Below are 23,475 nucleotides of genomic sequence, written 5' to 3'. Positions count from 1 at the left end.
CAAATTTGATAGGGCTTGGTATCACCAGTCTAAAATAACATCATCGGTTACTCGGTGCCGCATCTGCCAGTCCGCCAGCATCCCCCTGCCCGCGTCGCGCTGGTCCGCGGCACTGTCCAGATAGCGCGCCAGTTCCCCCAGCAGGACAAGACCCAGTCCCTTGAGGATGATGTCGCGGCCGACCGCGTGACGGTCGATCTCCTGCGCCATGCGGTCAATCGTCTCGATGATCCGCCTTTCCCTGATGTCCACGCACCGCGTCAGCATGCCGGGATCGCGCCCGTCATAATGGGCGGCGAGGCTCCCAAGGTCCTTATCGCCAAAGCGCAGGATCAGCAGGCTCCGGCTGGAAAAGCCGGGTGAGCTGATGTGGACCGGCACATGAGCGGGGACGAAAATGGTCGGGCCAAAAGTCAGGAACGAGCGGTGGGAGACGGGCGGGCCAAAGCATCCGCGGGCGGCCTCGCGATGCGACGCGGGGATGGAGATGAGCGAAGGCCGGTCAATCTCATGCGCGCGCAGGAACGGCCCGCTGGCATCCTGTCTCAGCCTTTCCATCCGTAAACCGGGAAGATCGACCGCAGCATCGATCCGCAACGCCCCTTCCATGGCACCTCTCCTGTCCGTCCTTCGACCTCCATATAGCAGCTTGCGGCGCGGCGGAACCGTAAGACCGGCGCTTATGCGGCGCAAAAACCGAAGAAGGGCACGATCGCCGCCGTCATCCCTGTTGCTCCATCGCCATCGGCGCGGACACATTCGGACAGAGAGGAAGGAGTCCCCATGTCCAATCCCATCAACACGCCGGACCAGCGGCGCTTCGAGCAGGAAGCCGTCAAGGTGCTGCACGATCCGCGCATGCAGGAAACGATCGCCGATCGGCGCGCCTATTGGCTCGAAAAGGCCCGGCCCGGACCAGCCCAGCGTCAGGCGTTCGAAACCAAATATGACGAGGTGGTGTTCGGCGCGATCATCTGGTCGCTCAACACCGACCCCGAACGGCCTGCGGTCGTCACCATTTCCCGTAGTCCCCACCGGCTGGGCGATCTCGACATACCCGGGTCGCGCTGGGGACTGGACAATCCGGACTCGGTCTACCGCGTGATCCCGATCGACGGGGCGGAGCGCTACGTCATCCGCGGCAGGGTCCACCAGCCGCGCCTCACGGAAAACTACTTCACCCTGTGGAATGCGCACATGGGCACGGTGGACGTGCTCGACGGCAAGTCGCTCGTGCTGGATGAAGATGGCCGTTTCGAGATTTTCGTCGATGCCGACGAAAAGGGGGACCGGGCCAACCATGTCCGTTCCTCGCCCGCCGCGGTCGAGTTCTACATTCGCGACGTCGTGACCGATTGGGCGCAGGAACGCGTAAACGACCTCAGCATCGAGCGGCTGGGCGGTGAACCGCGCAGACCGGAGCGCAGTTTCGACCAGAAAGTTGCCGACGCGCAGGCGATGCTCATCCGCAATGTCGACAATACGATGCGCTGGAATGCGCAGGCGCTCGACAAGCCCGCCAACATGTTCGACTTCGTCATAGACAGGGATACGGACGGCGCGCTGCGCAATCAGGTCTATATCATGGGGCATTTCGATCTGGCCGATGACGAAGGCCTGCTGATCGAGGTGGCGTTGGGCGGCGCCCGTTACTTCCTTGCCCCGATCACCAATTTGTGGGGAACGACCAACGACATCGTCGACCGGACGAGCAGCCTCAATCTTTCGCAGATCGAACGGGATGCCGATGGCGCCGTCCGGTTGCTGGTATCGCTCCGCGATCCGGGCATATGGAACTGGCTGGACAGTTGCGACATGCCGGACGGGCTGATGACCTTGCGCTGGGCCGAGTTCGAGAATGGCAGGCCGGATGCCGGCCTGGGCGCGAAGAGCCGCGTCATCAAACTCGCGGACATTGCCCGAGAGCTTCCGCATGCCCGCCGCGTCACGCCGCAAGAGCGGGATGCGCAACGTGCGCGCAGAGCGGACAGCTACGCCTGGAGGATAGCCGAATGAGCCGTTGCTGGATCATTACCGGCTGCTCCACGGGGATCGGTCGGGCCATTGCCCATCATGCCCTCTCGATCGGCGAGAGCGTGGCCGTGACCGCACGCGATCCGGACAAGGTTCAGGATCTCGTCGCCGCCTTTCCCGACCGGGCGATCGCGCTGGCGCTGGACGTGACGGATCAGGCATCTGTCGACAGAGCAGTCGCCGACGCCATCGGCCATTTCGGCAGGATCGACGTGCTCGTCAACAATGCCGGCTATGGCTATGTCGCCTCGATCGAAGAGGGCGACGAAGCCGAGGTGAAGGCCATGTTCGAAACCAACTTCTTCGGCGCCCTGCGCATGATGAAGGCGGTTCTGCCCGGCATGCGGGCGCGCCGGTCCGGCCGCATCATCCAGATCTCATCGCTGGCGGGGCGCATCGCCAATCCGGCGACCGGCTATTATTCCAGTTCCAAATTCGCGCTCGAGGCGGCGAGCGAAGCCCTCGCGCGCGAGGTTGCCGATCTTGGCGTCAAGGTCTGCTCGATAGCGCCGGGCATGTTCCGCAGCGACTTTTCCGGCCGATCGCTCAAAACCGGCGAAGGCGGCAGCAGCGATTATGACGAAAGCGTGGCCGCCCGGATCAAGCTGGTCCAGTCCGTCGACGGCAGGCAGCGGGGCGATCCGCATAAGCTCGCCCAACTGGTCGCGTGCGTTGCGGACATGGCCGATCCTCCGCCGCAGATGATCGCAGGCCCGGATGCCTATGCGGCGATCGGTGCGAGGATGGAGGCGATAGTCGCGGCGATGACCGAACATCGCGATCTGAGTTGCGGCACGGATCTGGGGGAGCCATGATGAAAAGCATCTGCGCGCTGGTTCATCGCGAAGGCCTCGATCGCAGGCATTTTCAGGATCATTATGAAAACAGCCACGCGCCATTGGCCATCCGCCATTTTCCGTTCACCCGCTATGTCCGCAATCATCTTCTGGACGCGCAGGACATTGGCTATGACACGATATCGGAATTCTGGGCCGAGGATATAAACGCGACGGCCGCGCTGATGGACGGACCGGTGGGCGACATCATGCGCGCCGACGAGGAGCGCTTCATGAACCGGGCACGGACGGCGCCCGCGGCCGCCGACGAGCATGTGCTTTCCGCGGGCGAGCCTTCCATTGCCGACGGCACGCGCGTCGCTGCCTTCATCAACTGGCGCGGCGCCGACGCGGACGGCCGGAAGGCGGCGATGGCATGGGGGGTGGAATGCGCGTCCGTGATGGAAGGAATTACCCTTGATTTCACGACGAGCTGGCGGGAGCCACCCTTCCCTTCGCGAGCCATACTCTGGATGCCGCAGCGCTGCGGCAGCGCCCCGAAGAACGCGCTTCAAGTCAGATTTGTCCATGTAAAGCGCATCGAAACACCCGCGAGCGAGCTTTCCGGCGCGGTTTGACGTTCGGCGTTATCGCGCTGGTCGGCCATTCGACGGGGAGTGCTGCGGATCTGTCATCGATATCCTGAGATGTTGATGTTGTGGCGGTTGAGCTTGTCGTAGAAAGTCTTGCGAGGCAGTTGGAGTTCGGCCATCGCCGCGCGCGCGTCGCCCTGCACCCGTTCAAGAACCTGGCGGATTGTAAGCGCTTCGAAGCGGTCGACGCGCTGGCTGAGCGACAAGCCGGAGTCCACGCCTGAATCATCCGCCTCCATGCCGAGCAGCACCCGCTTGGCATAATTGGCCAGTTCCCGCACATTGCCCGGCCAGTCATGATCGCTGAGCCGGGCGCGTACGGCGGCCGGCACATCCGGCACGGCGCGTCCGATCTGGCTGGCCGCTTGGTGGAGCAGATAGCCGAACAACAATGGAATGTCCTCGCGCCGGTCGCGCAGCGGGGGAATGCGCAGTCGAACGGTATCGAGGCGATAAAGGAGGTCCGCGCGAAAGCGCCCGTCAGCCACTTGCGCATCGATGCCCGGCTTTGCAGCGGCAATGACCCGCGTGTCGAGCAATTGCGGGGACGCCGCGCCGACGGGATGGATTTCGCGCTCCTCCAGGACTCTGAGGAGCGAGCCTTGCAATCGGGCAGGACTGCTTTCAATCTCGTCAAGAAAAAGCGTTCCACGATGGGCACGGGCAATACGCCCGGACTGCATCAACTGCGCTCTTCCTTCCTGACCGAACAGGTCCGCTTCGGCGACGTTGTCGGGGAGAGCGGCGCAGTTGATGGCGACGAAGGGCTGGCCCCGACGCCGGCTCCAGCGATGGAGCAGCGTTGCGACAAGTTCCTTACCCGTGCCCGTCTCTCCTTCGATGAGCACATCGACATCGGCGTCCGCCAGGTGGCGCATCTGCTCGCGCAGCCGCACGATCGCCCGGCTTTCGCCGATCAGCGGTTCGCCACTTGCCCCTTCCTCCGCCAGATGGCGCAGGCGGCGATTATCCAGAACCAATGTGCGCATCTCGATCGCCCGGCGAGCCGAGGCGATCAGATGATCCGTGGCGAAGGGCTTTGCGATGAAATCGAACGCGCCCTGCTTTAGGGCGGAAACAGCCATGGCGACATCGCCATGACCGGTCATCAGTATAACGGGGATCTGATGGTCGATCATCGATATGCGCCGGAAAAGTTCGAGTCCGTCCATACGGGGCATCCGTATGTCGCTGATCACCGCGCCCACGAAAGCGGGATCGAGCAGCGCGAGCGCTTCGGTCGCTTCGCCGAAGCATCGGACCGGAATATCGGCAAGGTCGAACGACTGCGCCAAGGCAGAGCGAAGCGCGTCGTCATCGTCGATCAGCAGGATTTGCGACTCGATCATATCTTTACCAATGTCATTCGAAAAATCGTTCCCGGGCCATCGTCCACAAGTTCCAGCGCGCCGCCAAACTCCGTCATGATGTCCCGTGCGATATGGAGGCCAAGGCCAAGGCCCTCGGCTTTGGTACTGGCAAAGGGCATGAAGATGTCGTCGCGGATGGCGGCATCTATCCCTGCGCCATTGTCGCATACATCAATGCTCACCATTTCGTCCGCGCACGATACTGCCACCCGAACCTGCGGGTCGACTTGCTCCGAGACGGCGTCGAGCGCATTGCCCAGCAGGTTGACGAGCACCTGTTCGAGCCTGACCCGGCCGGCAAGCACATGAAGCGCTGGGTCAGGATCGGCAAGGCTGAGATGCACGCCTGCGCTGCGGAAGCGGTCGCCCACCAGCAGCCGGACCCCTTCCAAGACCTGCGCCAGTGATACCGGGCCCACCTGTCCCACGCCGCGCCGCGCGTAACGCCGCAATTGCGCGGTGATGCTGCCGATGCGATCTGTCATGGCAATGATTTCGCGCAGATTGGCGCGCGCCTTTTCGGGCGTGCCTCGATCCAGGAAAAGGTCGGCATTTTCAGCGAAGGTACGGATGGTCGCAACGGGCTGATTGATTTCATGGGCGACCCCGGCGGATATGGTCCCCATTGTCCCCAATCGATTGGCATGCGCCAGTTCTTCACGCGCCTGACGATAGCGACGATCTGCGAGCGTTCGGGCTTCCATCTCATGGCCCAGCGCTTCGGTGCGGATCGCCACTTCACGCTCCAGCCGTTCACGGTTACGGAGGGTGCGGCGCTGGCGCGCAAGCAGCCAGGCGATGGCCGCACCGAAAAGGATCAGCAACGCGGCGAACAGGACCGTCGCCGCGCGCACGCGCTGTTTGACTGCAGCAAGCCCCTCGCCGATCGGCGTCACATAATAAAGCCGCCATCCCGCGACTGGGGCAGGAAGGTTGGCAGTCATCACGCTGCTGCCGTCCTGGAGCATGGCGGTGCCATCGGGGTCGATCCGCATGCCGATAGGCGTGAGCGGCGCTGCGCCGAATTGCAGGTTGCGCTTGATCATGCCGCGCAGGCGGGGCGGAACCGGGTGCAGCGCGAAGAAGCGTTTGGCAGGATCGCTGCTCAACAGCAATATGCCATTCTGGTCCACCACAAAGCTCCATGAGCCACGTCCGGCCCACCCCGTCTCGATCGAATCGAACTCGACCTTGACGACGATGACACCGATGGGCCCCGCGCTTCCTTCCACCCGACGCGACAAGTAGAGGCCGGGGCGACGGCTGACGGTGCCGAGCGCGAAATATTCACCTCCGCCCTTCAGCCATCCCAGCCGGTAGTAGGGGCGAAAGCTGTAATCCTGTCCGACGAAGCTGCTCGGCTTGCGTGCGTTGGACGCGGCAATCGTCCGCCCGCTCGCGTCGAGCAGGAAGATGGCGGCCGCCCCTGTCTTCTCGCTCAGCAGGGCGAGCTTGTCGCTGAGTTCCATCATGGGTGCCCGAGCCTGCAATGCCTGCCGGACGTCGGAATATTCGCCCAGAACGGTGGGGATCAGGCGATATTTCTGAAGCTCGGATTCCAGCAGTCGCAGCCGTGCGCGAGTCTGGAGCGCAGCGTCCTCTCTCTGCGCAGCGAGAAACTCGGCGCGGGCCGTCCGCTCGAATCTGAGCGCGAAGATCCAGCACGCAGCGACCGCCAGCAGGATTGCGCCAGCCATGATCCAGCTGTGAAGACGAAAGGGCAATGCCATTTGTGTGGAATATCACACAGATCATGGCTTTCCTATGCGGAAAACGAAACGAAAAAGTAACGATGGGCGGGCAGATTGTCATTATTACCTTTAATTATCATATACTTATGAGAGTCCTACTTTAGATTTGCACACTTTGCCTTGCCGGGCGACCCTTCCACCCAATTACCGGCTGACAAAGCTGGCGACTGGAGACGGAGCGCCTGAACATGATCAATCAGAATTTCTCAACAGCGGAGCGACCATCCGCCAAAGGCGGATGGAGGTCGCAACTTTATGTGCAAGTGCTGATCGCCATCGCGGCGGGCGCGATGCTGGGTCACTTCTGGCCGGCTTATGGCGAAGCGCTCAAGCCTTTGGGCGATGCCTTCATCAAGCTGGTCAAGATGATCATCGCGCCCGTTATCTTTCTGACGATCGTCACGGGTATTGCCGGCATGAAGGAATTGGGGTCGGTCGGCCGCGTCGCCGCCAAGGCATTCGCCTATTTCCTCACCTTCTCCACCCTGGCGCTGGTCGTCGGCCTGATCGTTGCCAATGTGGTGAAACCGGGCGCAGGCATGAATGTCGACCCCGCAACCCTGGACGGAGCGGCGGTGGCAGATTATGCGGCGAAGGCGCACGACAGCACGCTGGTCGGCTTTCTGCTGGATGTCATTCCCACGACTCTCATCGGCGCGTTCACGGGAGGCAACATCCTTCAGATCCTGCTGATCGCCATCCTCTTTGGTGTGGCCATCAGTCTCGTCGGCGAACCAGCACAACCCGTCGTCCGCTTTCTCGAGCGGCTGAGCCTCATCATCTTCAGACTGGTGTCGATCCTGATGCGCGCGGCGCCCATCGGTGCATTCGGAGCCATCGCCTTCACCATCGGCAAATATGGCATAGGCAGCCTTGCCAGTCTGGGAGCGCTGGTCGCAACCTTCTATCTGACCTCGGCGCTGTTCGTAATCATAGTTCTGGGCACGGTGGCGCGGCTCAGCGGCTTTTCGATATTCCGTCTGCTCCGCTATCTGAAGGCAGAACTGTTGCTGGTGCTGGGCACGTCCTCGTCGGAAGCCGCGCTGCCCAACCTCATCGCCAAGATGGAGCGTGCAGGTTGCGAGAAGTCGGTGGTCGGACTGGTCGTGCCGACCGGCTACAGCTTCAACCTTGATGGCACCAACATCTATATGACCCTGGCAGCACTGTTTATCGCACAGGCGACGGGCGTGGAATTGACGCTGGGGCAGGAAATACTGCTGCTGGGCGTCGCGATGCTGTCGTCCAAGGGCGCGGCAGGCGTAACCGGCGCGGGCTTCATCACATTGGCGGCGACCCTGTCCATCGTGCCGACCGTGCCGGTCGCCGGCATGGCGCTGATTCTGGGGGTCGATCGCTTCATGAGCGAATGCCGCAGTCTCACAAATTTCATCGGCAATGCAGTCGCCACGATCGTCGTCGCGCGATGGGAAGGTGCGCTCGACCGGCAGAAACTGGACGACGCCCTGGCCGGGCGCCTGTCCGTCGCAATGGAAGAACCGGCACACGCACTCGCCGCCGCCTAAGACCATAAGAAAAGAATGAAGGGTGCGCCTGTCGGGCAGCCCTCCACATGAGAGGATGCCATGAAACTCAACCCATTCTGGGGCGTGGCGGCACTGGCCTGGAGCGCACCCGCCTTCGCGGACACCAACACGCCATCCTATCCCGCCGCCGCGCAGGGCGACGGCGCGACTGTCGGGGGATATAATCTTTCCCGCTGGGCCGAGGACTGGCGCGCCTATCGCGCCCCGGCAAAGCGCGACGATTTCCTGGACCGGCTCAAATATCTGCCTCTGGACGACGATGGCGATATCTACCTGACGCTGAGCGGAGAGGCGCGGGCGCGTGTGAACCTCACCGGCAATCCGCAGCTGATCGAAGGCCCCGAACAGCGGCAGGACATATTACGGCTCGTTGCAGGCGCCGATCTGCATGTGGGTGAGCATCTGCGATTCTATGGAGAGGTCGCGCATGGCCAGATCAGCGGCAAAAACATTGGCACACCGTCTGGCACCTTCAACAACAGCTTTGTCCATCAGCAATATTTCGCGGAGGTCAAAGGACGGTTCGGCGACCTCGATCTGGGCATTCGATACGGGAGGCAGGAGTTCACCGATGGACCCAATCTGCTGATCTCCCAACGGGACAATAATACCATTCGCTTCGTGCTGAACGGAACGCGCGTCTGGGCGCGTACGCCTACGCTGCGGGCGACGCTGTTCGATTTCGAAACGACGAATCTCGGCAATGGCGGGTTGGGCGACGATGTTCCTGACAAAAACCGGCGCTTCAGCGGCGTTTCCGCAGGCTTTGTGGTGCCCGAAAACTGGTTGGGCGGCTCCAGGCTTTTCTTCGACCCATTCTTCTGGCGGCGGCGCAATCGTGTCGGAACCTGGGGCGGCGTCGTTGCCCCGGCAGTGCGCTATTATGCCGGCGCGCGGCTTTGGGGCGATGTCGGTCGCCTATCGCTCGATTGGACGCTGGTGCATCAATATGGCGAATTTCAGGATCGCCGGATCAACGCATGGCAGGCCTTTTTCGCGCAAACGTGGAAACTGGGCGAAGAGAAGAACGCGCCTCGGGTGGGCGTCCACATGGATTACGGCAGCGGCGGGGGCGGCTATGACAAGGGAACGCTCCGCAACGCCTATGCACCCTATGGCAACAACATCTATTTCAGTTATGGCCTCTTCCTGACGGCCACTAACCTGATTGCCCTCGCGCCCAACATCAGCTTCACGCCTGCGCCCAGGCTACGCGCTTCGCTCGAATATCAGTTCACCTGGAGGGACGATCAGCGCGATGCAGTTTATCGAGCCAACTACACGCCTTACGTGGGGACCGAGAGCGTAACCGGAAAGGATGTGGCGCAACTGGCCCGCGCGCAGCTGATATATAACATCGCTCCGCGCCTGACGCTGACAGCCCGTGGGGAGTATCTGAAAGCTGGGGCGGTATTGCGAAAAGCCGGCTATGTCGATTCCGCCTTCCTCGGGACATGGCTCAGCTTTCGGTTCTGAACGGATATCATACCGCGGACGGGCGGCGTCCGGGATATTCCTTGCGTTGGCTTTCAAGAAGGCAACCGGCTGATTCCCGCTTCTCCCCGGCGCAGCTTCCTCGACACCTGCACCGGAGGCAAAGCCGAGAAATCAGGCATTCATCTTCACCAAGGCCTACGTATCTTTCCTCATAGCTGCTTCAAACGGGCACATCGTAAGCTGGAACTTTCGAGAGGAGATCGTCATGAAGAATATTCTTCTTCTGCTACATGATGATGAAGGTCAGGAAGCCCGGCTGCAAGCGGCGCTGGATTTGACCCGCGCGTTAGGCGGCCATTTGCGCTGTATTGACGTGACTCCCTTCCCCGTCATTGCCGGCGACCTTTATGCCGGCTTCGGCGAAACAGCTGTCTTGATCGATGAAAGAGGCAGCGAAGCTCGCAACAAGTCCAGAATTACGGCACATTTGGCGAATGAAGACGTCAGCTGGGACTGGATCGATACGAGCGGGGAAATTGCAAGTTGCCTCCTCAAGGAGGCGTCTCTCGCCGACATCGTCGTGCTGAACCGACAACTGGACAGCTACCCGCTTCCTGATATGCGCACAATCGCCAGCCAGGTGCTGATGCACGCCAGGGTTCCGGTCCTGGCCGTTCCGCAGCATGCCAAATGCCTCAACATAGGCAGAGCGCTGCTGGCGTGGGACGGACATCCGTCCTGCATTGCCACGATGCGCGCATGCACGCCGCTTCTCGCGCTGGCCGATGAGGTCGAGGTGCTGACCATCAGGGATGGTTCAATACAAGCCGAACCAAGCGACGCTGCGCGTTATCTTTCGCGCCACGATATTCATGCCACGATCCGTTTGCTCGATGACCGCATGCACCCCGTCGACGCTATAATCGAGGAAGAGTCCAATCAATGGAAGGCTGACTATGTCGTCATGGGAGCCTATGGTCGCGGCCGGTTGATGGAAGCGTTCGGCGGCATCACCAAGCGTCTCCTCAGCCGAGGCAAGCTTCCGCTGATATTAGGACATTAGTTCCGGGCATTGCCGGCCATGAAACAGCTTCATGGCCCGCTGGTGCAGCTTGCCGGCAAGCCCATTGCTGCCCGATGCGAGGACGAACCGGTATGTCTGACCTATGAGCCTGACCGATCAGCTGTTTATTGCCACAGTCGCAGTGGCCGCGACGGTACTCATTCACCTGATTGGTCTTGCGGCGCTGCTCGCCCTGCTTCGCCGGCATCGCCACGCATCGAAAGTGATCGTCGCCTCTATCGTCAATGGGATGGCGATCCTGCTGGCAGCATTCGGCCTGTTTCTGCTGCATGCGATCGAGATCTGGCTCTGGGCGGCCTTGTATCTGATGCTGGGGGCATTCGCCGATCTGGAGCAGGCCTTGTACTTTTCCACCTCGACCTATGTGACGATAGGCTATGGAGATGTGGTGTTGCCGGTCGGCAGCAGGATATTGGGCGTGATCGAAGGTGCCAACGGCATCATCCTGATCGGTTGGTCCACCGCCTTTTTCTTTTCCATCGTCGATCGGCTGAAACTGCTGGAGCGTGACCTGCAGAAAGGCTGAACCCGGCTGGGCCGCAGGCAAATTGACAGAGTTCAGGACGCGCTCCAGCCGACAGGCTGGCGCCGGGGCCGCCAAGCGGCAAGCCGGGCATGGGTCAGGGAATGAGAACCGCAGCGCCCTTGACCTTGCCGCCTCGAAGACTTTGCAGCGCCTCATTGGCATCTTCGAGCCGGAAGGATTCCGTTACGGTCCGGAGCCTGATATTTTCAACAAGTTCGAAAAAGGAGGTGCCGTCTTCGCGCGTCAGGTTGGCGACGGAAACTATCTGCCTCTCCTCCCACAGATCCGCATAGGGGAAGGAAGGAATGTCGCTCATATGGATGCCTGCACAAACGACCCTGCCGCCTTTGCGCACGGTTCGCAGGGCAAACGGGATCAGCGCTCCGACAGGAGCAAAGATCAGCGCGGCGTCAAGCGGTTCGGGCGGCCGCTCGCACGATGCGCCGGCCCACGCACAGCCCAGGGACCGGGCGAAAGCCTGCCCCTCTTCGTCGCCTTTTCTGGTGAAGGCATGGACGGTGCGTCCCTGATGCGTAGCGATCTGCACAAGGATATGCGCAGCAGCCCCAAAACCGTATAGGCCGATAACTGGCGCTGGCCCGGCCAACCGCAACGCTCTCCATCCGATCAGGCCCGCGCACAGAAGCGGCGCTGCCTCCACGTCGGAAAAACGTTCGGGAAGGGAGAAGCAATATCGGGCATCGGCGACGGCATGGCTGGCATAACCCCCGTCCCGCGTCGCGCCGGTGAAGAGCGGCGCATCGCAGAGATTTTCCCGCCCCGCGCGGCAGTAAGGGCATTGGCCGCATGTGTGGCCAAGCCATGGCACGCCGACCCGCTGTCCCGGCATGAAACCTGCCACTTTGGGACCAATCGCGGCGACGCGGCCGACAATCTCATGGCCCGGTATGATAGGATAGCAAGCAGCAATCTCACCATCGAGAACATGAAGGTCGGTCCGGCAGACTCCGCAGGCCGCGACCTCGATCAGCAGCTCCCCCACGCCCGGACGGGCCACGGGACGCTCGACCCTTTCCAGCGGCCTCCCGGGAGCGCTGATCTGCATGGCGATCATGTTACCCACCGGCAGCACTTATTCCGCCCATGGCATCCTCCTGCGGCTTGCGTCCGGCAATCTATCCTGATGCGCGGCCGGCGGATGTTCGTGAATCTACGGATGGGATCGGGGTGCAACGGGCTAGTAACGCGTTCGTCGTGAAAGCCTCGATTTACGGCGGATTGGGCAAAAGCATCCGGTGAACAAGGTAAAGCCGTGGCTATGGCATGACGAGACGCTTCAGGGCAGCGCAATCGTCGCGGCAAGGCAGAGGCCGGCCGTCTTTGTCTGGAGCGCCCGCACAATCCGCAATTTCTGGTCCGGCGTCACGCGGGCAAAGAGTTCCGTTTTCAGCAACCCGCACCGCCAGCGCCGGGTCGTCACTGGGCCTGGACGAAGGCTGCGCCGCGGCGATCAGTTGGCCGCGGAAGCGGCTGCTATGCATTTTCTGGCGATGCGAACAGTCGGATCGTCGGGGTCGACAATCGTCATGAAGCCCAGTTCCCGTTCCATGCGCAGGGCCGCGTCATGATCGGCACATTCGATCGCTTCTATGGTGTCTATGCCTTCGGCCTTGGCATAGCGCAGCACATGTTCAAACAGGGTCCAGCTTATTCCTTTGCCCTTCATGTCCGTACGCGTGGTAAGCGCGACTTCCGCCCGGCTGCGGTCCGGGTCCGTTGCCAGCGTGGCGATGGCGATGACGTCGTGACGATCCTCATCGAACGCCAGGAAACTGATCGTTCGCAGATAATCGACCCGCGTCATCATCGTGATTTGTTCATGCAGGACCTTTGGAAGGCCCGACATGAAGCGGAAGCGCAAATCTTCGGGCGAAACATGGTCGAAGAAGCTGACTACCGCTTCCCCGTCATCGGACCGCACCGGGCGCACATGAAATCGCAGGCCATGTTCGGTCACAAGGTCAGACGCCCAGCCTTCAGGTGCGGCGCGGATGACGAGACGGGATTCGCCGGCAGGCGCAGGCATGATCCGCGCCCGCGCATCCAGCGCGATGGCACCTGCGGCGCTCACCACCAGCGGGTTGATGTCGAGTTCGAGGAGATCAGGCAGATCCACCGCCATGGCAGAAATGGCATCCAGCACATCGGCCAGGCTTTCCACGTCGGCGGCGGGCACGTTGCGGTAGCCGGCAAGCATGGCTGATATGCTCGTCCGCGCAACAAGGGCGCGTGCCTGGGCATGATCGACAGGCAGAAGGTCGATAGCCTTGTCGCGCTTGAGCTCCGCAGCGATGCCGCCCGCGCCAACCATGATGATCGGACCGAAGGTCCGGTCGGTGGTGATGCCGACGATCATCTCGACCCCGCCCCTTGCCTCTACCATGTCTTCGACCGCGAACCCCTGGATGCAGGCCTGCGGGTGATCGTGCCGGATTCGCCGCTCCATGTCCTGCGCGGCGGCGACTGCGGCACGCGGGTCGGGAAGGTTGAGCGCTACCCCGCCAACGTCCGACTTGTGCGGAAGATCGCGAGAGACGATTTTCACCGCATAAGGAGCGCTCAGCCAGCAGCAGGCTTCCTCCACGGCCTCCGCCGATGCGGCGAAACGGGTTGCCGCGACGGGGATCCCATAGGCTTCCAGCAGCTTCTTCACCTTGATTTCGGACAGAAACGTGCATTGTTCCAGCTGTGCGCTTGCGATGATCGCACGCGCCGCGTTGCGGTCAGCCTTAACCTCCCGTGTTTGCGCCGGCGCCTCGGTCAGATTTTTGCGCATGCGGCGCGCCTGTGCCAGATAACCGAAGGCGCGCACGGCATCGTCGGGGGTGGAAAAGACCGGGATACCCGCAGCTTTGAACACTGGCCTGACGGCAGCGGCGTTGGCGTCGCCAAGCCAACAGGCCATGACAGGTTTGCCGATGCGTTCCTCGGCTGCCGCCGCGACTTCGCGGCATATCGCCCGCACCGTCTCCTCTGCTTCGCTGCGTGCTGTCGGGCAATTCATGATCAGCACCGCATCACAAGCCTCATCGCGCAGGATCGACCGCAACGCCTGACTGTAACGGGTCGCGTCTGCGTCGCCCAGCACATCGACGGGATTGCCGCGGGACCAGCCGCCGGGCAGGCCAGTTTCAAGCATCCCCAACGTTTCAGGCGTCAGGGCGGCCAGCTGACCGCCGGTGCGGGCCAGGGCATCTACGGCCAATATGCCTGCGCCACCGCCGTTGGTGAGGATGGCCAGTCTGTTATCCGTGATCTGCCGACAGGTGCAGAGAATTTCAGCGGCGTCGAAAAGCTCGGTGAGGCTGTCGACCAGGATGACGCCTGCCCTCGCAAAGGCGGCTTCATATACATCATAGGCGCCGATCATCGCGCCGGTGTGGGATCGCGTGGCCTGTGCCGCAAGCTGGCTCTTGCCCGCCTTGATCGCTATGATTGGTTTGGTGAGCGCCGCGGCGCGCGCCGCCACCATGAACGCGGCCGCCTGCGTTACCTCCTCGACATAGAGCAGGATGGCCTGGGTGTGGGGGTCGGCCGCAAGCAGGTCTATGAGATCGCCAAATCCGGCGTCGGCCATGTCTCCCACCGATATGATCGCCGAGAAGCCGATGCCGCGGGTCTGCGCCCAATCGAGGACAGCGGTAATCAGCGCGCCGCTCTGGGATATGAGGCCAAGCTGCCCGTGCCGCGCTCCGGTGCGCGCGAAGGTGGCGTTCAGCTTCGCATGAGGCGCCATGATGCCCAGACAGTTGGGACCGATGATCCGCATGTCATGCCGTTGGGCTGCGTCGATGATCTCGCAGCGGCGCCCGTCAATATCCGTCAGGCCAGCTGAAAGAATCACGGCGCAGCGGGTTCCCAGGCTTCCCAGCTCATCGATGATCGTCGCGACCGTTGGCGCGGGCGTCATGATGATGGCAAGCTCGGGCGCTTCGGGAAGACCGGTGACCGCATCGCACCATGCCACGCCCCGCTTCGTCACGGGATGTGGATTGACGACATAGATTTTACCCGCGAACCCGCCCGCCAGCAGATTGTCGAGAACCAGGGTGCCGACTGCGCCCTTGCGCTGCGATCCGCCGATCAGGACGATGCTCTTTGCATGGAGAAGCGGCGATAGGTTGCGGATAGTCATGAGTCTTCTCGCCTTTTGCAGGGCGCTCCCGTTCGCTATTCGGCATGATCCTATGAATGCATTGCCCGCGGCGACATGCGTAAATGCCGCAGACACGCGCGGGCACCTCAAACACTACTTACGTGAAGTTGCGAATAGGGACGGCAGCGGCATTCCATACAATCGCCTCGAACAGTCAGGAGGCGGCCATGCAACATGCGAGCGAAGCTGGTGGCGATTTTTCGGGGCAAGATTCTGCCAGGGAAATCATCCATGACCTTCGCAATCTGTTCGCCGTTGTCGCCTCGATAAAGGGGCGGTTGGCCAAAAGTCCGATCGGAGCAGGCGAAGAGACTATGCTTTGCGCCCTTGAGGATGCGGCGCACAGGGGCGACGAGCTGACCTCGCGCCTGCTGTCGAAGAAAGCCGGCCAGGAGCGGAGGCTGATTGATGTGGGGGCGCAGATTGCTGACGCGGCTCCCATGCTTCAGGCTGTCGTCCGCGCGCCGGCTTCCTTGGAGATCGATGCGCAGGTGGCTTTGCCAGCCGCTCTCGTCAAGGCGGCCCCCGCCGAACTTGAGGCGGTGATGCTGGAACTTGTCGCGAATGCGAGAGCCGCCGGTGCGGGCAGGATCATGATCCGTTGCCGCAGGATCGGCTGCCGGATCTGGATCGCGATCGCCGATGATGGCTCCGGCCTTTTATCCAGTCGCATGACGACGGCGCCGCGAAGTGGGGAGACGGCAGGCCACGGCATCGGCCTCAGCCGGGTGCGCCGGGCCGTGCGAGACATGAACGGAAGACTGTCGATCCGCGGCAGGGCCGGCGCCGGAACCGTGGTCGCCATCATTTTGCCGGTGGCGCTGAGCGCCGTCAGCAAATCACGCGCCTCGGAATGGGGCGCATCCCCTCAGCACAAGGAGAGTTGCGATGAAGACCGACGGACAGTTGCAGCATGACGTCATGGATGAACTCGAATGGGATCCCAGCGTCGATCATGCCGACATCGGCGTGGCGGTGAACGACGGGGTCGTGACCCTCTCGGGCTATGTGTCGAACTATCTCGAGAAGATCGCTGCCGAAAAGGCCGTGCGGCGGGTCAGCGGCGTAAAGGCCATAGCCGAGGAAATCCACGTGCGCTTCAAGTCGGAGCCGAAGACTGCCGACCATGAAATAGCCAAGCGTATTCTGGACATGTTCTCCTGGAATGTCTCCATCCCGCACGAAAAGATCAATGTGAAGGTCGAGAAGGGATGGGTCACGCTTTCCGGCATGGTCGATGCCTACTATCAGTGCGACGAAGCCAGGAAGGCCGCGGCAAGGGTTTCCGGCGTCACGGGTGTCAGCGACCTCATTGAGGTGAAAAAGCTGCCGGTCACTTCCGACATTCGCGAACGTATCGTGGCGGCCTTCAAGCGCCAGGCCGATCTCGATGCCGCAGGCGTGACCATCCAAACCGAAGGCAACACGGTTCGGCTGGGTGGCCGGGTGAAGGCGTGGCACGAGCGCGGCGTCGCCGAACGGGCCGCATGGGCTGCGCCCGGTGTGACGAAGGTCGAGGACAACATTGTCGTCGCTACATTATGACCCGATCGCCCCCGATGACGCGTCGTTCATGATGAGGTTGCCTGTCGGGGGCGCTGCCCGGCTGCGGCGTTCCTGCCAAATAATCTGCGAGGAGGACGTCGTGCCGATTGTTGATCGCCTCCGACAGTCCCTGGACATCCTGTTCCGTGCCGCACTGACATTCGGCCTGATGACCGCAGTCGCGGCCATGATCCTCGCGAATCTGCCAGAATGAACGCTTTTCAGTTTCAAGGCGGCGGGCAAACGTGAGTCGCTGACATCCTGCATCAACTGCCTGCCAATGGGCATATGCGGAGATTTACAAATATTGTCGGCTTTTCTGACTATTATGGAGACGGCATCCAAAACATATTTCGCGGCATAATCAACAGGGTTAAAAAGAAATCCGACCAACCATGGCGAAACCGAACGGCATCGTTTCGGTGGGGTGGGCTTATGTTGAAACGGATAGCCGCGCCCTCAGCTCAATATGGCGCCGCGGTTCTCAGTGCCGTGATCGCGTTGGCGGTGCGTATCCTGCTCGATCCCTGGCTGGGCGACCAGTCGGCATATATGCCCTTTATCCTGGCCATTGTCGCTGTCGCACTCTGGGTTGGCGAAGGCCCGGCGATTGTTGCCTCGCTGCTCAGTATCGCTGCGGACGTCATTTTCATGCGCCAGTCTGTCATCGAAAGCCGCGACCTGTCCGGAGTTGCGATGTTCAGCGCGACGGCCGCGGGCATCATTCTGATGAACCGCCTTGTTCGCAGGTCAAGCCAGCGGTTGGAGAAAGCGGAAACGGCGGCGGAAGAAAGAGGCGCCGCGAGCGAGCAGATGGCGGTGGAATTGAACCTGCTTATTGATGGGGTCCAAGGCCTGGCCGTTTATATGCTTGATCCAGCGGGTCATGTCACCATCTGGAACCGGGGCGCCGAGCGCCTGAAAGGCTGGACCGAGAAGGAGGTGCTGGGCAGGCACAGCTCGCTTTTCTACCCCAGCGAAGCGGTTGCCGCCGGGAAGCCCGAAGCCGACATTGCGCGCGCGCGCAAGGAGGGGAAGTTCGAGGAGGAGGACTGGCGGCTTCGCAAGAACGGATCGGAATTCCTTGCCGCCGTAAGTTGGACGGCGCTTTACGGCGATGATGGGGAATTGCGCGGTTTCGCGAAGATCGTCTCCGACATTACCGAAAGGCGTTCCGCCGAAGACAGGCTGAAGGCGCATGAAAGCCAATTGAGAGCCATTTTGTCGACCGTGCCTGATGCGATGGTGGTGATCGATGAAAGCGGCAAGGTGCTCTCGTTCAGCGTGGCTGCCGAGATTCTGTTCGGTTTTGCCGAAGCCGAGGTGCTGGGCAGGAATGTGCGTATGCTGATGCCCTCGCCGGATCGCGAACGCCATGACAGCTATATTCAACGCTATATCGAAACTGGCGAAAAACGGATCATCGGCAAGGGACGCGTGGTCTTCGGGCAGCGCAAGGATGGCTCGCTCTTTCCGATGGAGCTTTTCATCGGAGAGGCGGTTCGGGGCCACGAACGGATCTTCACCGGCTTCATCCGCGACCTGACCGAACGCCGGATGGTCGAACAGCAGATGGCGACATTGCAGGCCGAACTCATCCACGTCACGCGGGTGAGCGCGATGGGCACCATGGCATCCACGCTCGCGCATGAACTCAATCAGCCGATCGCGGCCGTCACCAACTATGTCGAAGCGGTTCGCGACCAGATGATGCGGCCCGATGAAAGCGAGTGGTCCATGATGCGGGAAGCGCTGGGGGAAGCGGCGAGCGAGGCCTTGAGAGCCGGGCAGATCGTACGGCGTCTTCGGGAATTTGTAGCCAGGGGCGAAGTTGAAAAGACCATCGAAAGCCTGACAGATCTCGTCAATGAAGCAGCGGCTCTGGGGCTGGCCGGCGCACGCGAGATGGGCATCGAAGTGCAATTTGACCTGGAGCCGAGCGCGACGCCGGTACTGGTCGACAGGATCCAGATCCAGCAGGTGCTGATCAATCTGATCCGCAACGCGTGTGATGCCATGAGCGCCAGCCCGGTCAAGCGGCTGACGATATCGAGCCGCGCCCGGACCGACGGCTTTATCCAGATAACCGTGGCAGATACGGGCTGCGGCATTCCGGCAGGAGTCGCGGAGCAGCTTTTTTCCGCATTCGTGAGCACCAAGCCGGACGGAATGGGCCTTGGCCTGTCAATATGCCGCACGATCGTGGAGGTGAATGGCGGCAAGATATGGATGGATACCCGCCAGGGCGAGGGAACCGACTTTCATTTCACCCTCATTAGAGCGCAGGCGGAGGAGGCATATGGTCGAGAAGAAGCTTATTCACGTCATTGATGATCGAGATTCCGTCCGCCGGTCCGTTGGCTACATGCTCAAGACTTCAGGCTACGCAGTCGAAGCCTGGAGTTCGGGCACAGCATTTCTGAAGAATCTTTCCTCAGCCGAGGACGGCTGCATCCTTCTGGACATTCGCATGCCCGAGATAGACGGGCTGGATGTGCAGCGCATATTGGCCGAGCGTGGCATCACGATGCCGATCATCATCATGACGGGACATGGCGACGTATCCATTGCCGTGCAGGCGATGAAGGCAGGCGCGGTGGATTTTCTGGAAAAGCCATTCGAGAAGGCTGTTTTGGTCGACGCGATCCAGCGCGCTTTCGAACGCATTCATTCGGACCAGGACATGGTGGCGCGTGCAGCCCGCGCAGACACTATCATCGGCGCCTTGACGGCGCGCGAGCGCGAGGTGCTGGAGGGCCTTGCACAGGGTCTGCCGAACAAGACAATCGCCTATGATCTGGGAATTTCATCGCGGACGGTGGAGGTGCACAGGGCAAATCTGATGACCAAGCTGCACGTTCACAGCCTTTCGGACGCGCTGCGGATCGCCTTTGCTGCGGGAATGGGCGCGCGAGGATTGACTGGGACCAATACGTAATGACCTGAAAGCCGTGCCATGTCACATTTCGCCTATGTTGCTGAATCCCACGGCGCAAGGCGCGAAGAGCATGGCCGATCCCAAGATCCCCATCGTCATTCTGGATGACGACTCAGGATCGAGGCGATCGATGCAGTTGCTGTTGCAGGGCCGCGGCTTTGAGGTCCGATCCTTCGCAATGTCCGAATTGTTGATAGCGGAAGTCATAGCCAATAATCCGGCCTGCCTGGTGACGGATTACCGAATGCCAGGCCATGACGGTGTGCAGCTTCTCGATACTCTGCGGGCGGTGGGGTGGATGGGCAAGGCGATCCTGGTCACCGCCTTCGGTTCCTCCCAATTGACGCAGAAGGCGATGGCGCACGGCTTTGAGACTGTCCTGGACAAGCCCTGTAAGGAATTCGCGTTGATCAACGCCGTGGTCGAGGCGACAGCGAGCTATAGAGAGCCATAGGCGCGGCCATGATGAACTCTCGGGAAAAAGCCAACAGCCGTCGTCCTCCCACAGGCCTGCTGGAGTTTTTAACGCCCCGGGAGCGCGAAGTGCTTGCCGCGGTGGTCAAAGGTCTCACCAACAGGCAGATTGGCGAGTTACTGGGGATCAGTCACAGGACGGTCGAGGTCCACCGCGCCAGACTGATGCGCAAGCTGGGGGTGGACTGCGTCGCGCAACTCGTCGCGCTTTATGTTCTCAACGGAGTTACAGGACCGGGCGCAAGGAAGCGTTTGCCTCAATCGCGAACGATTTAAAGATTACGACCTATATCGGACATTGGACCAGAGCGTTTCCAGCAGGGACGGACCAATTCGTATAATTCCCAATTTCGCTTGCCGCCGATTCCGCCATTATGGATCCGTTCTGCAATATTTACGATATGGCTGAAAAACACGACAACTGTCGGGTTCGTCAAGCGCAGGATGTCGGAGATTGAGAGGATGATACAGACAACCCTTGTCGACAGAATGGCAGGCCAAACGGCCGATGAACTAACCGGGATTTTGAGGCGATATGCCGAACCGCTTCCCTCCCCCGACAAGGTGGAGGATTTCGGCGCCTGTTTCGATCGGTTCGGGGATGCCAGGATCGTCCTGCTGGGCGAAGCCACGCACGGAAGTTCGGAATTTTATCGGGCCCGGGCCGCCATTACCCGCCGGCTGATCGAACGGCACGGCTTTACGGTGGTTGCGGTGGAGGCGGATTGGCCTGATGCGGCGCGCATAGACGATTATGTCCGGCATCTGGCCCCCCGACCCCGACGGGGCGACATGTTCGCGCGCTTCCCGACCTGGATGTGGCGTAATCAGGAAGTGCTTGCCTTTGCCGATTGGCTGCGCGGACATAATCGGGATATTTCGGAAGAACGACAGGCTTCCTTCCATGGTCTGGATGTCTACAGTCTGAGCGAATCCATTCATGCCGTGATTGCCTATCTGGACAAGGCCGATCCGGGCGAAGCAGAGCGCGCTCGTCGCCGCTATGGATGTCTGACGCCCTGGCAGGATGAACCGGCGCATTATGGCCGGGCGGTCACGCTGTCCGGCGGCAGGGGATGCGAGGATGGCGTCGTGGCGCAGCTCCGCCAGCTTCTGTATCGACGGCTCGAACTGTTGCAGCATGATGGCGAAGATTGGTTCGATGCCTATCAGAATGCGCGCATCGTGCGGGCGGCGGAACGCTATTATCGCGCCATGTACCGCAGTTCGACCGAAAGCTGGAACCTGCGCGACCGACACATGTTCGAAACGCTTCAGGCACTGCTGGCCCATCGGGGCGACGGCACCAAAGCGGTCATCTGGGCGCACAACAGTCATGTCGGCAATGCAGCCGCAACCGCGATGGGCTGGCAGGGCGAATTCAACATCGGTCAGCTTTGCCGTCTCGCTTATGGCGACGACGCGGTCTCCATCGGCTTCGGAACCGACACCGGCCTGGTGGCGGCGGCGAGCGACTGGGGCGGCGCGATGGAGATCAAGTCGGTGCGTCCCGCTCGCCCGGACAGTTATGAACATGCTTTCCGGCGCACCGGCCTTGTCCGCAGCCTGACCGACTGGCGCGGCCGGGACAGGGCGGAATTGAGGGACGCGCTCAGCCATCCATTGCTGGAACGCGCCATCGGCGTGGTTTACCGACCCGAAACGGAGCGGCTCAGCCATTATTTCGAAGCGGTGATGGCAGAGCAGTTCGACGCCTGGGTCTGGTTCGAGCAGACATCGGCGGTGAGTCCGTTGGGAGCGGAAAGACCCATGGGTGCGCCCGAAACCTGGCCATTCGGACTTTGATCATGGTGCAGCAACTTGTAGGCCGACAGGATGTAACCTTTGGCAGACACCGCCTCCGGGCGTTTCTGGATGTGCCGGAAAGCGCGGCGGGGCTGGTGATTTTCGCCCATGGCAGCGGGAGCAGCCGGCACAGTCAGCGCAACCAATATGTGGCGGCAGGGCTGAATCGCTCGGCTATGGCGACTCTACTGGTCGACCTGCTGACGCCGCAGGAAGAAATGGATCGGCGCAATGTGTTCGACGTCGGACTGCTTGCCGGGCGATTGCGGGAAGCGGCCGAATGGGCGGGCACCGTAGAGCCGCTGGCGACGCTGCCGCTCGGCTATTTCGGTGCGAGCACGGGCGCGGCGGCCGCGATCATCGCCGCGTCGATGCCTGACGATCGAGCAGCGGCCATCGTTTCGCGCGGCGGCCGGCCCGACCTCGCGGGGGCAGACGCGCTCAGCCGCGTTCGCGCGCCGACGCTGCTGATCGTCGGCAGTCTGGACCAGGAGGTGCTGGGCCTCAACCATAACGCGCGGTCCTATATGACCGCGCCGACGGAGTTGGCGGTCGTGCCCGGCGCAAGCCATCTGTTCGAGGAACCCGGAACGCTGGACCAGGTGATCCGTCTTGCGGACCACTGGTTCGGCTCTCACCTGAAAGGCGAGGCGAAATGAACATTCAACCCATGCTTTTTCATGACCGCCGCGACGCGGGCGTTCATCTGGCAAAGGCGGTTGCCCATCTGGCGCGCAGCAAACCGCTGGTGCTCGCCCTGCCGCGTGGAGGGGTTCCGGTCGCCTTCGAGGTGGCGCGCGCTCTGGAGGCCGACCTCGATCTGCTGTTCGTGCGCAAGCTTGGCGCGCCGGGCTATGAGGAACTTGGCATCGGCGCCGTCGTCGATGGCGCCGATCCGCAACTGGTCCTCAATGAAGACATCGTGCGACAGCTGGGACCGACGCCAGAATATATTCGCGCCGAGATGCGCAGGCAGTTGGCTGAAATAGATCGGCGGAGGCGCACTTATCTTGGCAACCGGACGCCCATTCCGGCGACGGGTCGCACGGTGATCGTGGTGGATGACGGGATAGCGACGGGCGGCACGGTCAAGGCGGCGCTCAAGGGGCTGAGCAAGGCGCATCCGGCACGGCTGATACTGGCAGTCCCTGTCGCGCCTGCGGAGGTAATCGCCGCACTTCGAGAGGAATGTGACGAGGTGATATGCCTCTACGCACCATATCCCTTCTATGCGGTTGGTGCACATTATGTTGAATTCGATCAGACCAGCGATGCGGAAGTGGTGTCTCTGCTCGACGCGGCTCGCCCGGAGCACAGCAGTCAGTCGGCATGATCGCGACAGCGGTCGGAGCCTGTG

Annotated in this window: 21 protein-coding genes; 16 read left to right on the top strand and 5 right to left on the bottom strand. The window is 61.6% G+C overall.

From position 1 onward, the window contains the following. Nucleotides 1-21 precede the first annotated feature (21 nt). Entirely contained in the window at nt 22-609 is a 588-nt protein-coding gene (locus ACFC3J_RS11935; protein WP_375196389.1) for a hypothetical protein, read from the bottom strand. A 174-nt stretch (nt 610-783) separates the two neighbouring features. Between ACFC3J_RS11935 and ACFC3J_RS11930 the strand changes: the two genes are divergently transcribed. From ACFC3J_RS11930 to ACFC3J_RS11920, 3 genes are read left to right on the top strand one after another with little or no spacing between them, the layout of a single operon-like run. Further along, on the top strand, nt 784-2,016 hold the full coding sequence (locus ACFC3J_RS11930) for a hypothetical protein (protein WP_375196388.1): 1,233 nt from the start codon (nt 784-786) through the stop codon (nt 2,014-2,016). Continuing rightward, on the top strand, nt 2,013-2,849 hold the full coding sequence (locus tag ACFC3J_RS11925) for an oxidoreductase (protein WP_375196387.1): 837 nt from the start codon (nt 2,013-2,015) through the stop codon (nt 2,847-2,849). The genes ACFC3J_RS11930 and ACFC3J_RS11925 overlap by 4 nt, the downstream gene beginning before the upstream one ends. Next, entirely contained in the window at nt 2,846-3,448 is a 603-nt protein-coding gene (locus ACFC3J_RS11920; protein WP_375196386.1) for an EthD domain-containing protein, read from the top strand. Before ACFC3J_RS11925 ends, ACFC3J_RS11920 begins: the two co-directional genes overlap by 4 nt. 53 nt (nt 3,449-3,501) lie before the next feature. Here the strand turns inward: ACFC3J_RS11920 and ACFC3J_RS11915 are convergent, their stop codons facing one another. After that, complete coding sequence (locus tag ACFC3J_RS11915) at nt 3,502-4,812, bottom strand: sigma-54-dependent transcriptional regulator (RefSeq protein ID WP_375196385.1); 1,311 nt, start codon at nt 4,810-4,812, stop codon at nt 3,502-3,504. Then, nucleotides 4,809-6,530, bottom strand: a complete 1,722-nt coding sequence (locus ACFC3J_RS11910; protein ID WP_375196384.1) for an ATP-binding protein — start codon at nt 6,528-6,530, stop codon at nt 4,809-4,811. Before ACFC3J_RS11910 ends, ACFC3J_RS11915 begins: the two co-directional genes overlap by 4 nt. A gap of 242 nt (nt 6,531-6,772) precedes the next feature. On the opposite strand from ACFC3J_RS11910, the gene ACFC3J_RS11905 reads away from it, so the two are divergent. From ACFC3J_RS11905 to ACFC3J_RS11890, 4 genes are all read left to right on the top strand, one after another. Then, a complete protein-coding gene (locus ACFC3J_RS11905) occupies nt 6,773-8,110 on the top strand; it encodes a dicarboxylate/amino acid:cation symporter (protein ID WP_375196383.1) in 1,338 nt (445 codons plus the stop codon). Between the two features lie 60 nt (nt 8,111-8,170). Continuing rightward, the gene (locus ACFC3J_RS11900) at nt 8,171-9,607 is read left to right on the top strand and encodes an alginate export family protein (protein ID WP_375196382.1); all 1,437 of its coding nucleotides are present in this window, start codon (nt 8,171-8,173) and stop codon (nt 9,605-9,607) included. A gap of 226 nt (nt 9,608-9,833) precedes the next feature. Beyond that, nucleotides 9,834-10,631, top strand: a complete 798-nt coding sequence (locus ACFC3J_RS11895) for a universal stress protein UspA (RefSeq protein ID WP_375196381.1) — start codon at nt 9,834-9,836, stop codon at nt 10,629-10,631. A gap of 103 nt (nt 10,632-10,734) precedes the next feature. Next, a complete protein-coding gene (locus ACFC3J_RS11890) occupies nt 10,735-11,178 on the top strand; it encodes a potassium channel family protein (protein ID WP_375196380.1) in 444 nt (147 codons plus the stop codon). A gap of 94 nt (nt 11,179-11,272) precedes the next feature. Here the strand turns inward: ACFC3J_RS11890 and ACFC3J_RS11885 are convergent, their stop codons facing one another. Together ACFC3J_RS11885 and ACFC3J_RS11880 are read right to left on the bottom strand one after the other, a co-directional pair. Beyond that, entirely contained in the window at nt 11,273-12,253 is a 981-nt protein-coding gene (locus tag ACFC3J_RS11885; protein WP_375196391.1) for a zinc-dependent alcohol dehydrogenase family protein, read from the bottom strand. 396 nt (nt 12,254-12,649) lie between these two features. Next, nucleotides 12,650-15,334 carry a bifunctional acetate--CoA ligase family protein/GNAT family N-acetyltransferase gene (locus ACFC3J_RS11880; protein WP_375196379.1) on the bottom strand — a complete coding sequence of 895 codons (2,685 nt, stop codon included), beginning with the start codon at nt 15,332-15,334 and terminating at the stop codon, nt 12,650-12,652. Between the two features lie 335 nt (nt 15,335-15,669). On the opposite strand from ACFC3J_RS11880, the gene ACFC3J_RS11875 reads away from it, so the two are divergent. The 9 genes from ACFC3J_RS11875 to ACFC3J_RS11835 all read left to right on the top strand — a co-directional run bounded on the left by ACFC3J_RS11875 (nt 15,670) and on the right by ACFC3J_RS11835 (nt 23,451). Continuing rightward, entirely contained in the window at nt 15,670-16,272 is a 603-nt protein-coding gene (locus ACFC3J_RS11875) for an ATP-binding protein (RefSeq protein WP_375196378.1), read from the top strand. A gap of 4 nt (nt 16,273-16,276) precedes the next feature. Continuing rightward, nucleotides 16,277-16,900, top strand: a complete 624-nt coding sequence (locus ACFC3J_RS11870; RefSeq protein ID WP_375196377.1) for a BON domain-containing protein — start codon at nt 16,277-16,279, stop codon at nt 16,898-16,900. 435 nt (nt 16,901-17,335) lie between these two features. Continuing rightward, nucleotides 17,336-19,231 (top strand): PAS domain S-box protein, encoded by a 1,896-nt coding sequence (locus tag ACFC3J_RS11865; RefSeq protein WP_375196376.1) that lies wholly within the window; start codon nt 17,336-17,338, stop codon nt 19,229-19,231. Next, nucleotides 19,200-19,838 (top strand): response regulator transcription factor, encoded by a 639-nt coding sequence (locus tag ACFC3J_RS11860; RefSeq protein WP_375196375.1) that lies wholly within the window; start codon nt 19,200-19,202, stop codon nt 19,836-19,838. Before ACFC3J_RS11865 ends, ACFC3J_RS11860 begins: the two co-directional genes overlap by 32 nt. Before the next feature lie 70 nt (nt 19,839-19,908). Next, nucleotides 19,909-20,292: a response regulator gene (locus tag ACFC3J_RS11855; protein WP_375196374.1), complete on the top strand. Its 384-nt coding sequence runs from the start codon at nt 19,909-19,911 to the stop codon at nt 20,290-20,292. Between the two features lie 8 nt (nt 20,293-20,300). Further along, nucleotides 20,301-20,588 carry a response regulator transcription factor gene (locus ACFC3J_RS11850; protein WP_375196373.1) on the top strand — a complete coding sequence of 96 codons (288 nt, stop codon included), beginning with the start codon at nt 20,301-20,303 and terminating at the stop codon, nt 20,586-20,588. A gap of 186 nt (nt 20,589-20,774) precedes the next feature. Further along, complete coding sequence (locus ACFC3J_RS11845; protein WP_375196372.1) at nt 20,775-22,118, top strand: erythromycin esterase family protein; 1,344 nt, start codon at nt 20,775-20,777, stop codon at nt 22,116-22,118. A 2-nt stretch (nt 22,119-22,120) separates the two neighbouring features. Continuing rightward, on the top strand, nt 22,121-22,777 hold the full coding sequence (locus tag ACFC3J_RS11840; protein ID WP_375196371.1) for a dienelactone hydrolase family protein: 657 nt from the start codon (nt 22,121-22,123) through the stop codon (nt 22,775-22,777). Next, a complete protein-coding gene (locus tag ACFC3J_RS11835; RefSeq protein ID WP_375196370.1) occupies nt 22,774-23,451 on the top strand; it encodes a phosphoribosyltransferase in 678 nt (225 codons plus the stop codon). Before ACFC3J_RS11840 ends, ACFC3J_RS11835 begins: the two co-directional genes overlap by 4 nt. Nucleotides 23,452-23,475 lie beyond the last annotated feature (24 nt).

This window comes from Sphingobium sp. (assembly GCF_041987595.1).
Taxonomy (GTDB): Bacteria; Pseudomonadota; Alphaproteobacteria; order Sphingomonadales; family Sphingomonadaceae; genus Sphingobium.
The sequence above is the reverse complement of the archived record's forward strand: the minus strand, read 5'-3'. Positions and strand labels throughout refer to the sequence as shown.

What these genes read in the sequence shown, in the direction of transcription:
- ACFC3J_RS11935 (WP_375196389.1), bottom strand. Translation starts at nt 609, where the DNA reads ATGGAAGGGGCGTTGCGGATCGATGCTGCGGTCGATCTTCCCGGTTTA.
- ACFC3J_RS11930 (WP_375196388.1), top strand. Translation starts at nt 784, where the DNA reads ATGTCCAATCCCATCAACACGCCGGACCAGCGGCGCTTCGAGCAGGAA.
- ACFC3J_RS11925 (WP_375196387.1), top strand. Translation starts at nt 2,013, where the DNA reads ATGAGCCGTTGCTGGATCATTACCGGCTGCTCCACGGGGATCGGTCGG.
- ACFC3J_RS11920 (WP_375196386.1), top strand. Translation starts at nt 2,846, where the DNA reads ATGATGAAAAGCATCTGCGCGCTGGTTCATCGCGAAGGCCTCGATCGC.
- ACFC3J_RS11915 (WP_375196385.1), bottom strand. Translation starts at nt 4,812, where the DNA reads ATGATCGAGTCGCAAATCCTGCTGATCGACGATGACGACGCGCTTCGC.
- ACFC3J_RS11910 (WP_375196384.1), bottom strand. Translation starts at nt 6,530, where the DNA reads ATGGCTGGCGCAATCCTGCTGGCGGTCGCTGCGTGCTGGATCTTCGCG.
- ACFC3J_RS11905 (WP_375196383.1), top strand. Translation starts at nt 6,773, where the DNA reads ATGATCAATCAGAATTTCTCAACAGCGGAGCGACCATCCGCCAAAGGC.
- ACFC3J_RS11900 (WP_375196382.1), top strand. Translation starts at nt 8,171, where the DNA reads ATGAAACTCAACCCATTCTGGGGCGTGGCGGCACTGGCCTGGAGCGCA.
- ACFC3J_RS11895 (WP_375196381.1), top strand. Translation starts at nt 9,834, where the DNA reads ATGAAGAATATTCTTCTTCTGCTACATGATGATGAAGGTCAGGAAGCC.
- ACFC3J_RS11890 (WP_375196380.1), top strand. Translation starts at nt 10,735, where the DNA reads ATGAGCCTGACCGATCAGCTGTTTATTGCCACAGTCGCAGTGGCCGCG.
- ACFC3J_RS11885 (WP_375196391.1), bottom strand. Translation starts at nt 12,253, where the DNA reads ATGATCGCCATGCAGATCAGCGCTCCCGGGAGGCCGCTGGAAAGGGTC.
- ACFC3J_RS11880 (WP_375196379.1), bottom strand. Translation starts at nt 15,334, where the DNA reads ATGACTATCCGCAACCTATCGCCGCTTCTCCATGCAAAGAGCATCGTC.
- ACFC3J_RS11875 (WP_375196378.1), top strand. Translation starts at nt 15,670, where the DNA reads ATGCTTTGCGCCCTTGAGGATGCGGCGCACAGGGGCGACGAGCTGACC.
- ACFC3J_RS11870 (WP_375196377.1), top strand. Translation starts at nt 16,277, where the DNA reads ATGGATGAACTCGAATGGGATCCCAGCGTCGATCATGCCGACATCGGC.
- ACFC3J_RS11865 (WP_375196376.1), top strand. Translation starts at nt 17,336, where the DNA reads ATGTTGAAACGGATAGCCGCGCCCTCAGCTCAATATGGCGCCGCGGTT.
- ACFC3J_RS11860 (WP_375196375.1), top strand. Translation starts at nt 19,200, where the DNA reads ATGGTCGAGAAGAAGCTTATTCACGTCATTGATGATCGAGATTCCGTC.
- ACFC3J_RS11855 (WP_375196374.1), top strand. Translation starts at nt 19,909, where the DNA reads ATGGCCGATCCCAAGATCCCCATCGTCATTCTGGATGACGACTCAGGA.
- ACFC3J_RS11850 (WP_375196373.1), top strand. Translation starts at nt 20,301, where the DNA reads ATGATGAACTCTCGGGAAAAAGCCAACAGCCGTCGTCCTCCCACAGGC.
- ACFC3J_RS11845 (WP_375196372.1), top strand. Translation starts at nt 20,775, where the DNA reads ATGATACAGACAACCCTTGTCGACAGAATGGCAGGCCAAACGGCCGAT.
- ACFC3J_RS11840 (WP_375196371.1), top strand. Translation starts at nt 22,121, where the DNA reads ATGGTGCAGCAACTTGTAGGCCGACAGGATGTAACCTTTGGCAGACAC.
- ACFC3J_RS11835 (WP_375196370.1), top strand. Translation starts at nt 22,774, where the DNA reads ATGAACATTCAACCCATGCTTTTTCATGACCGCCGCGACGCGGGCGTT.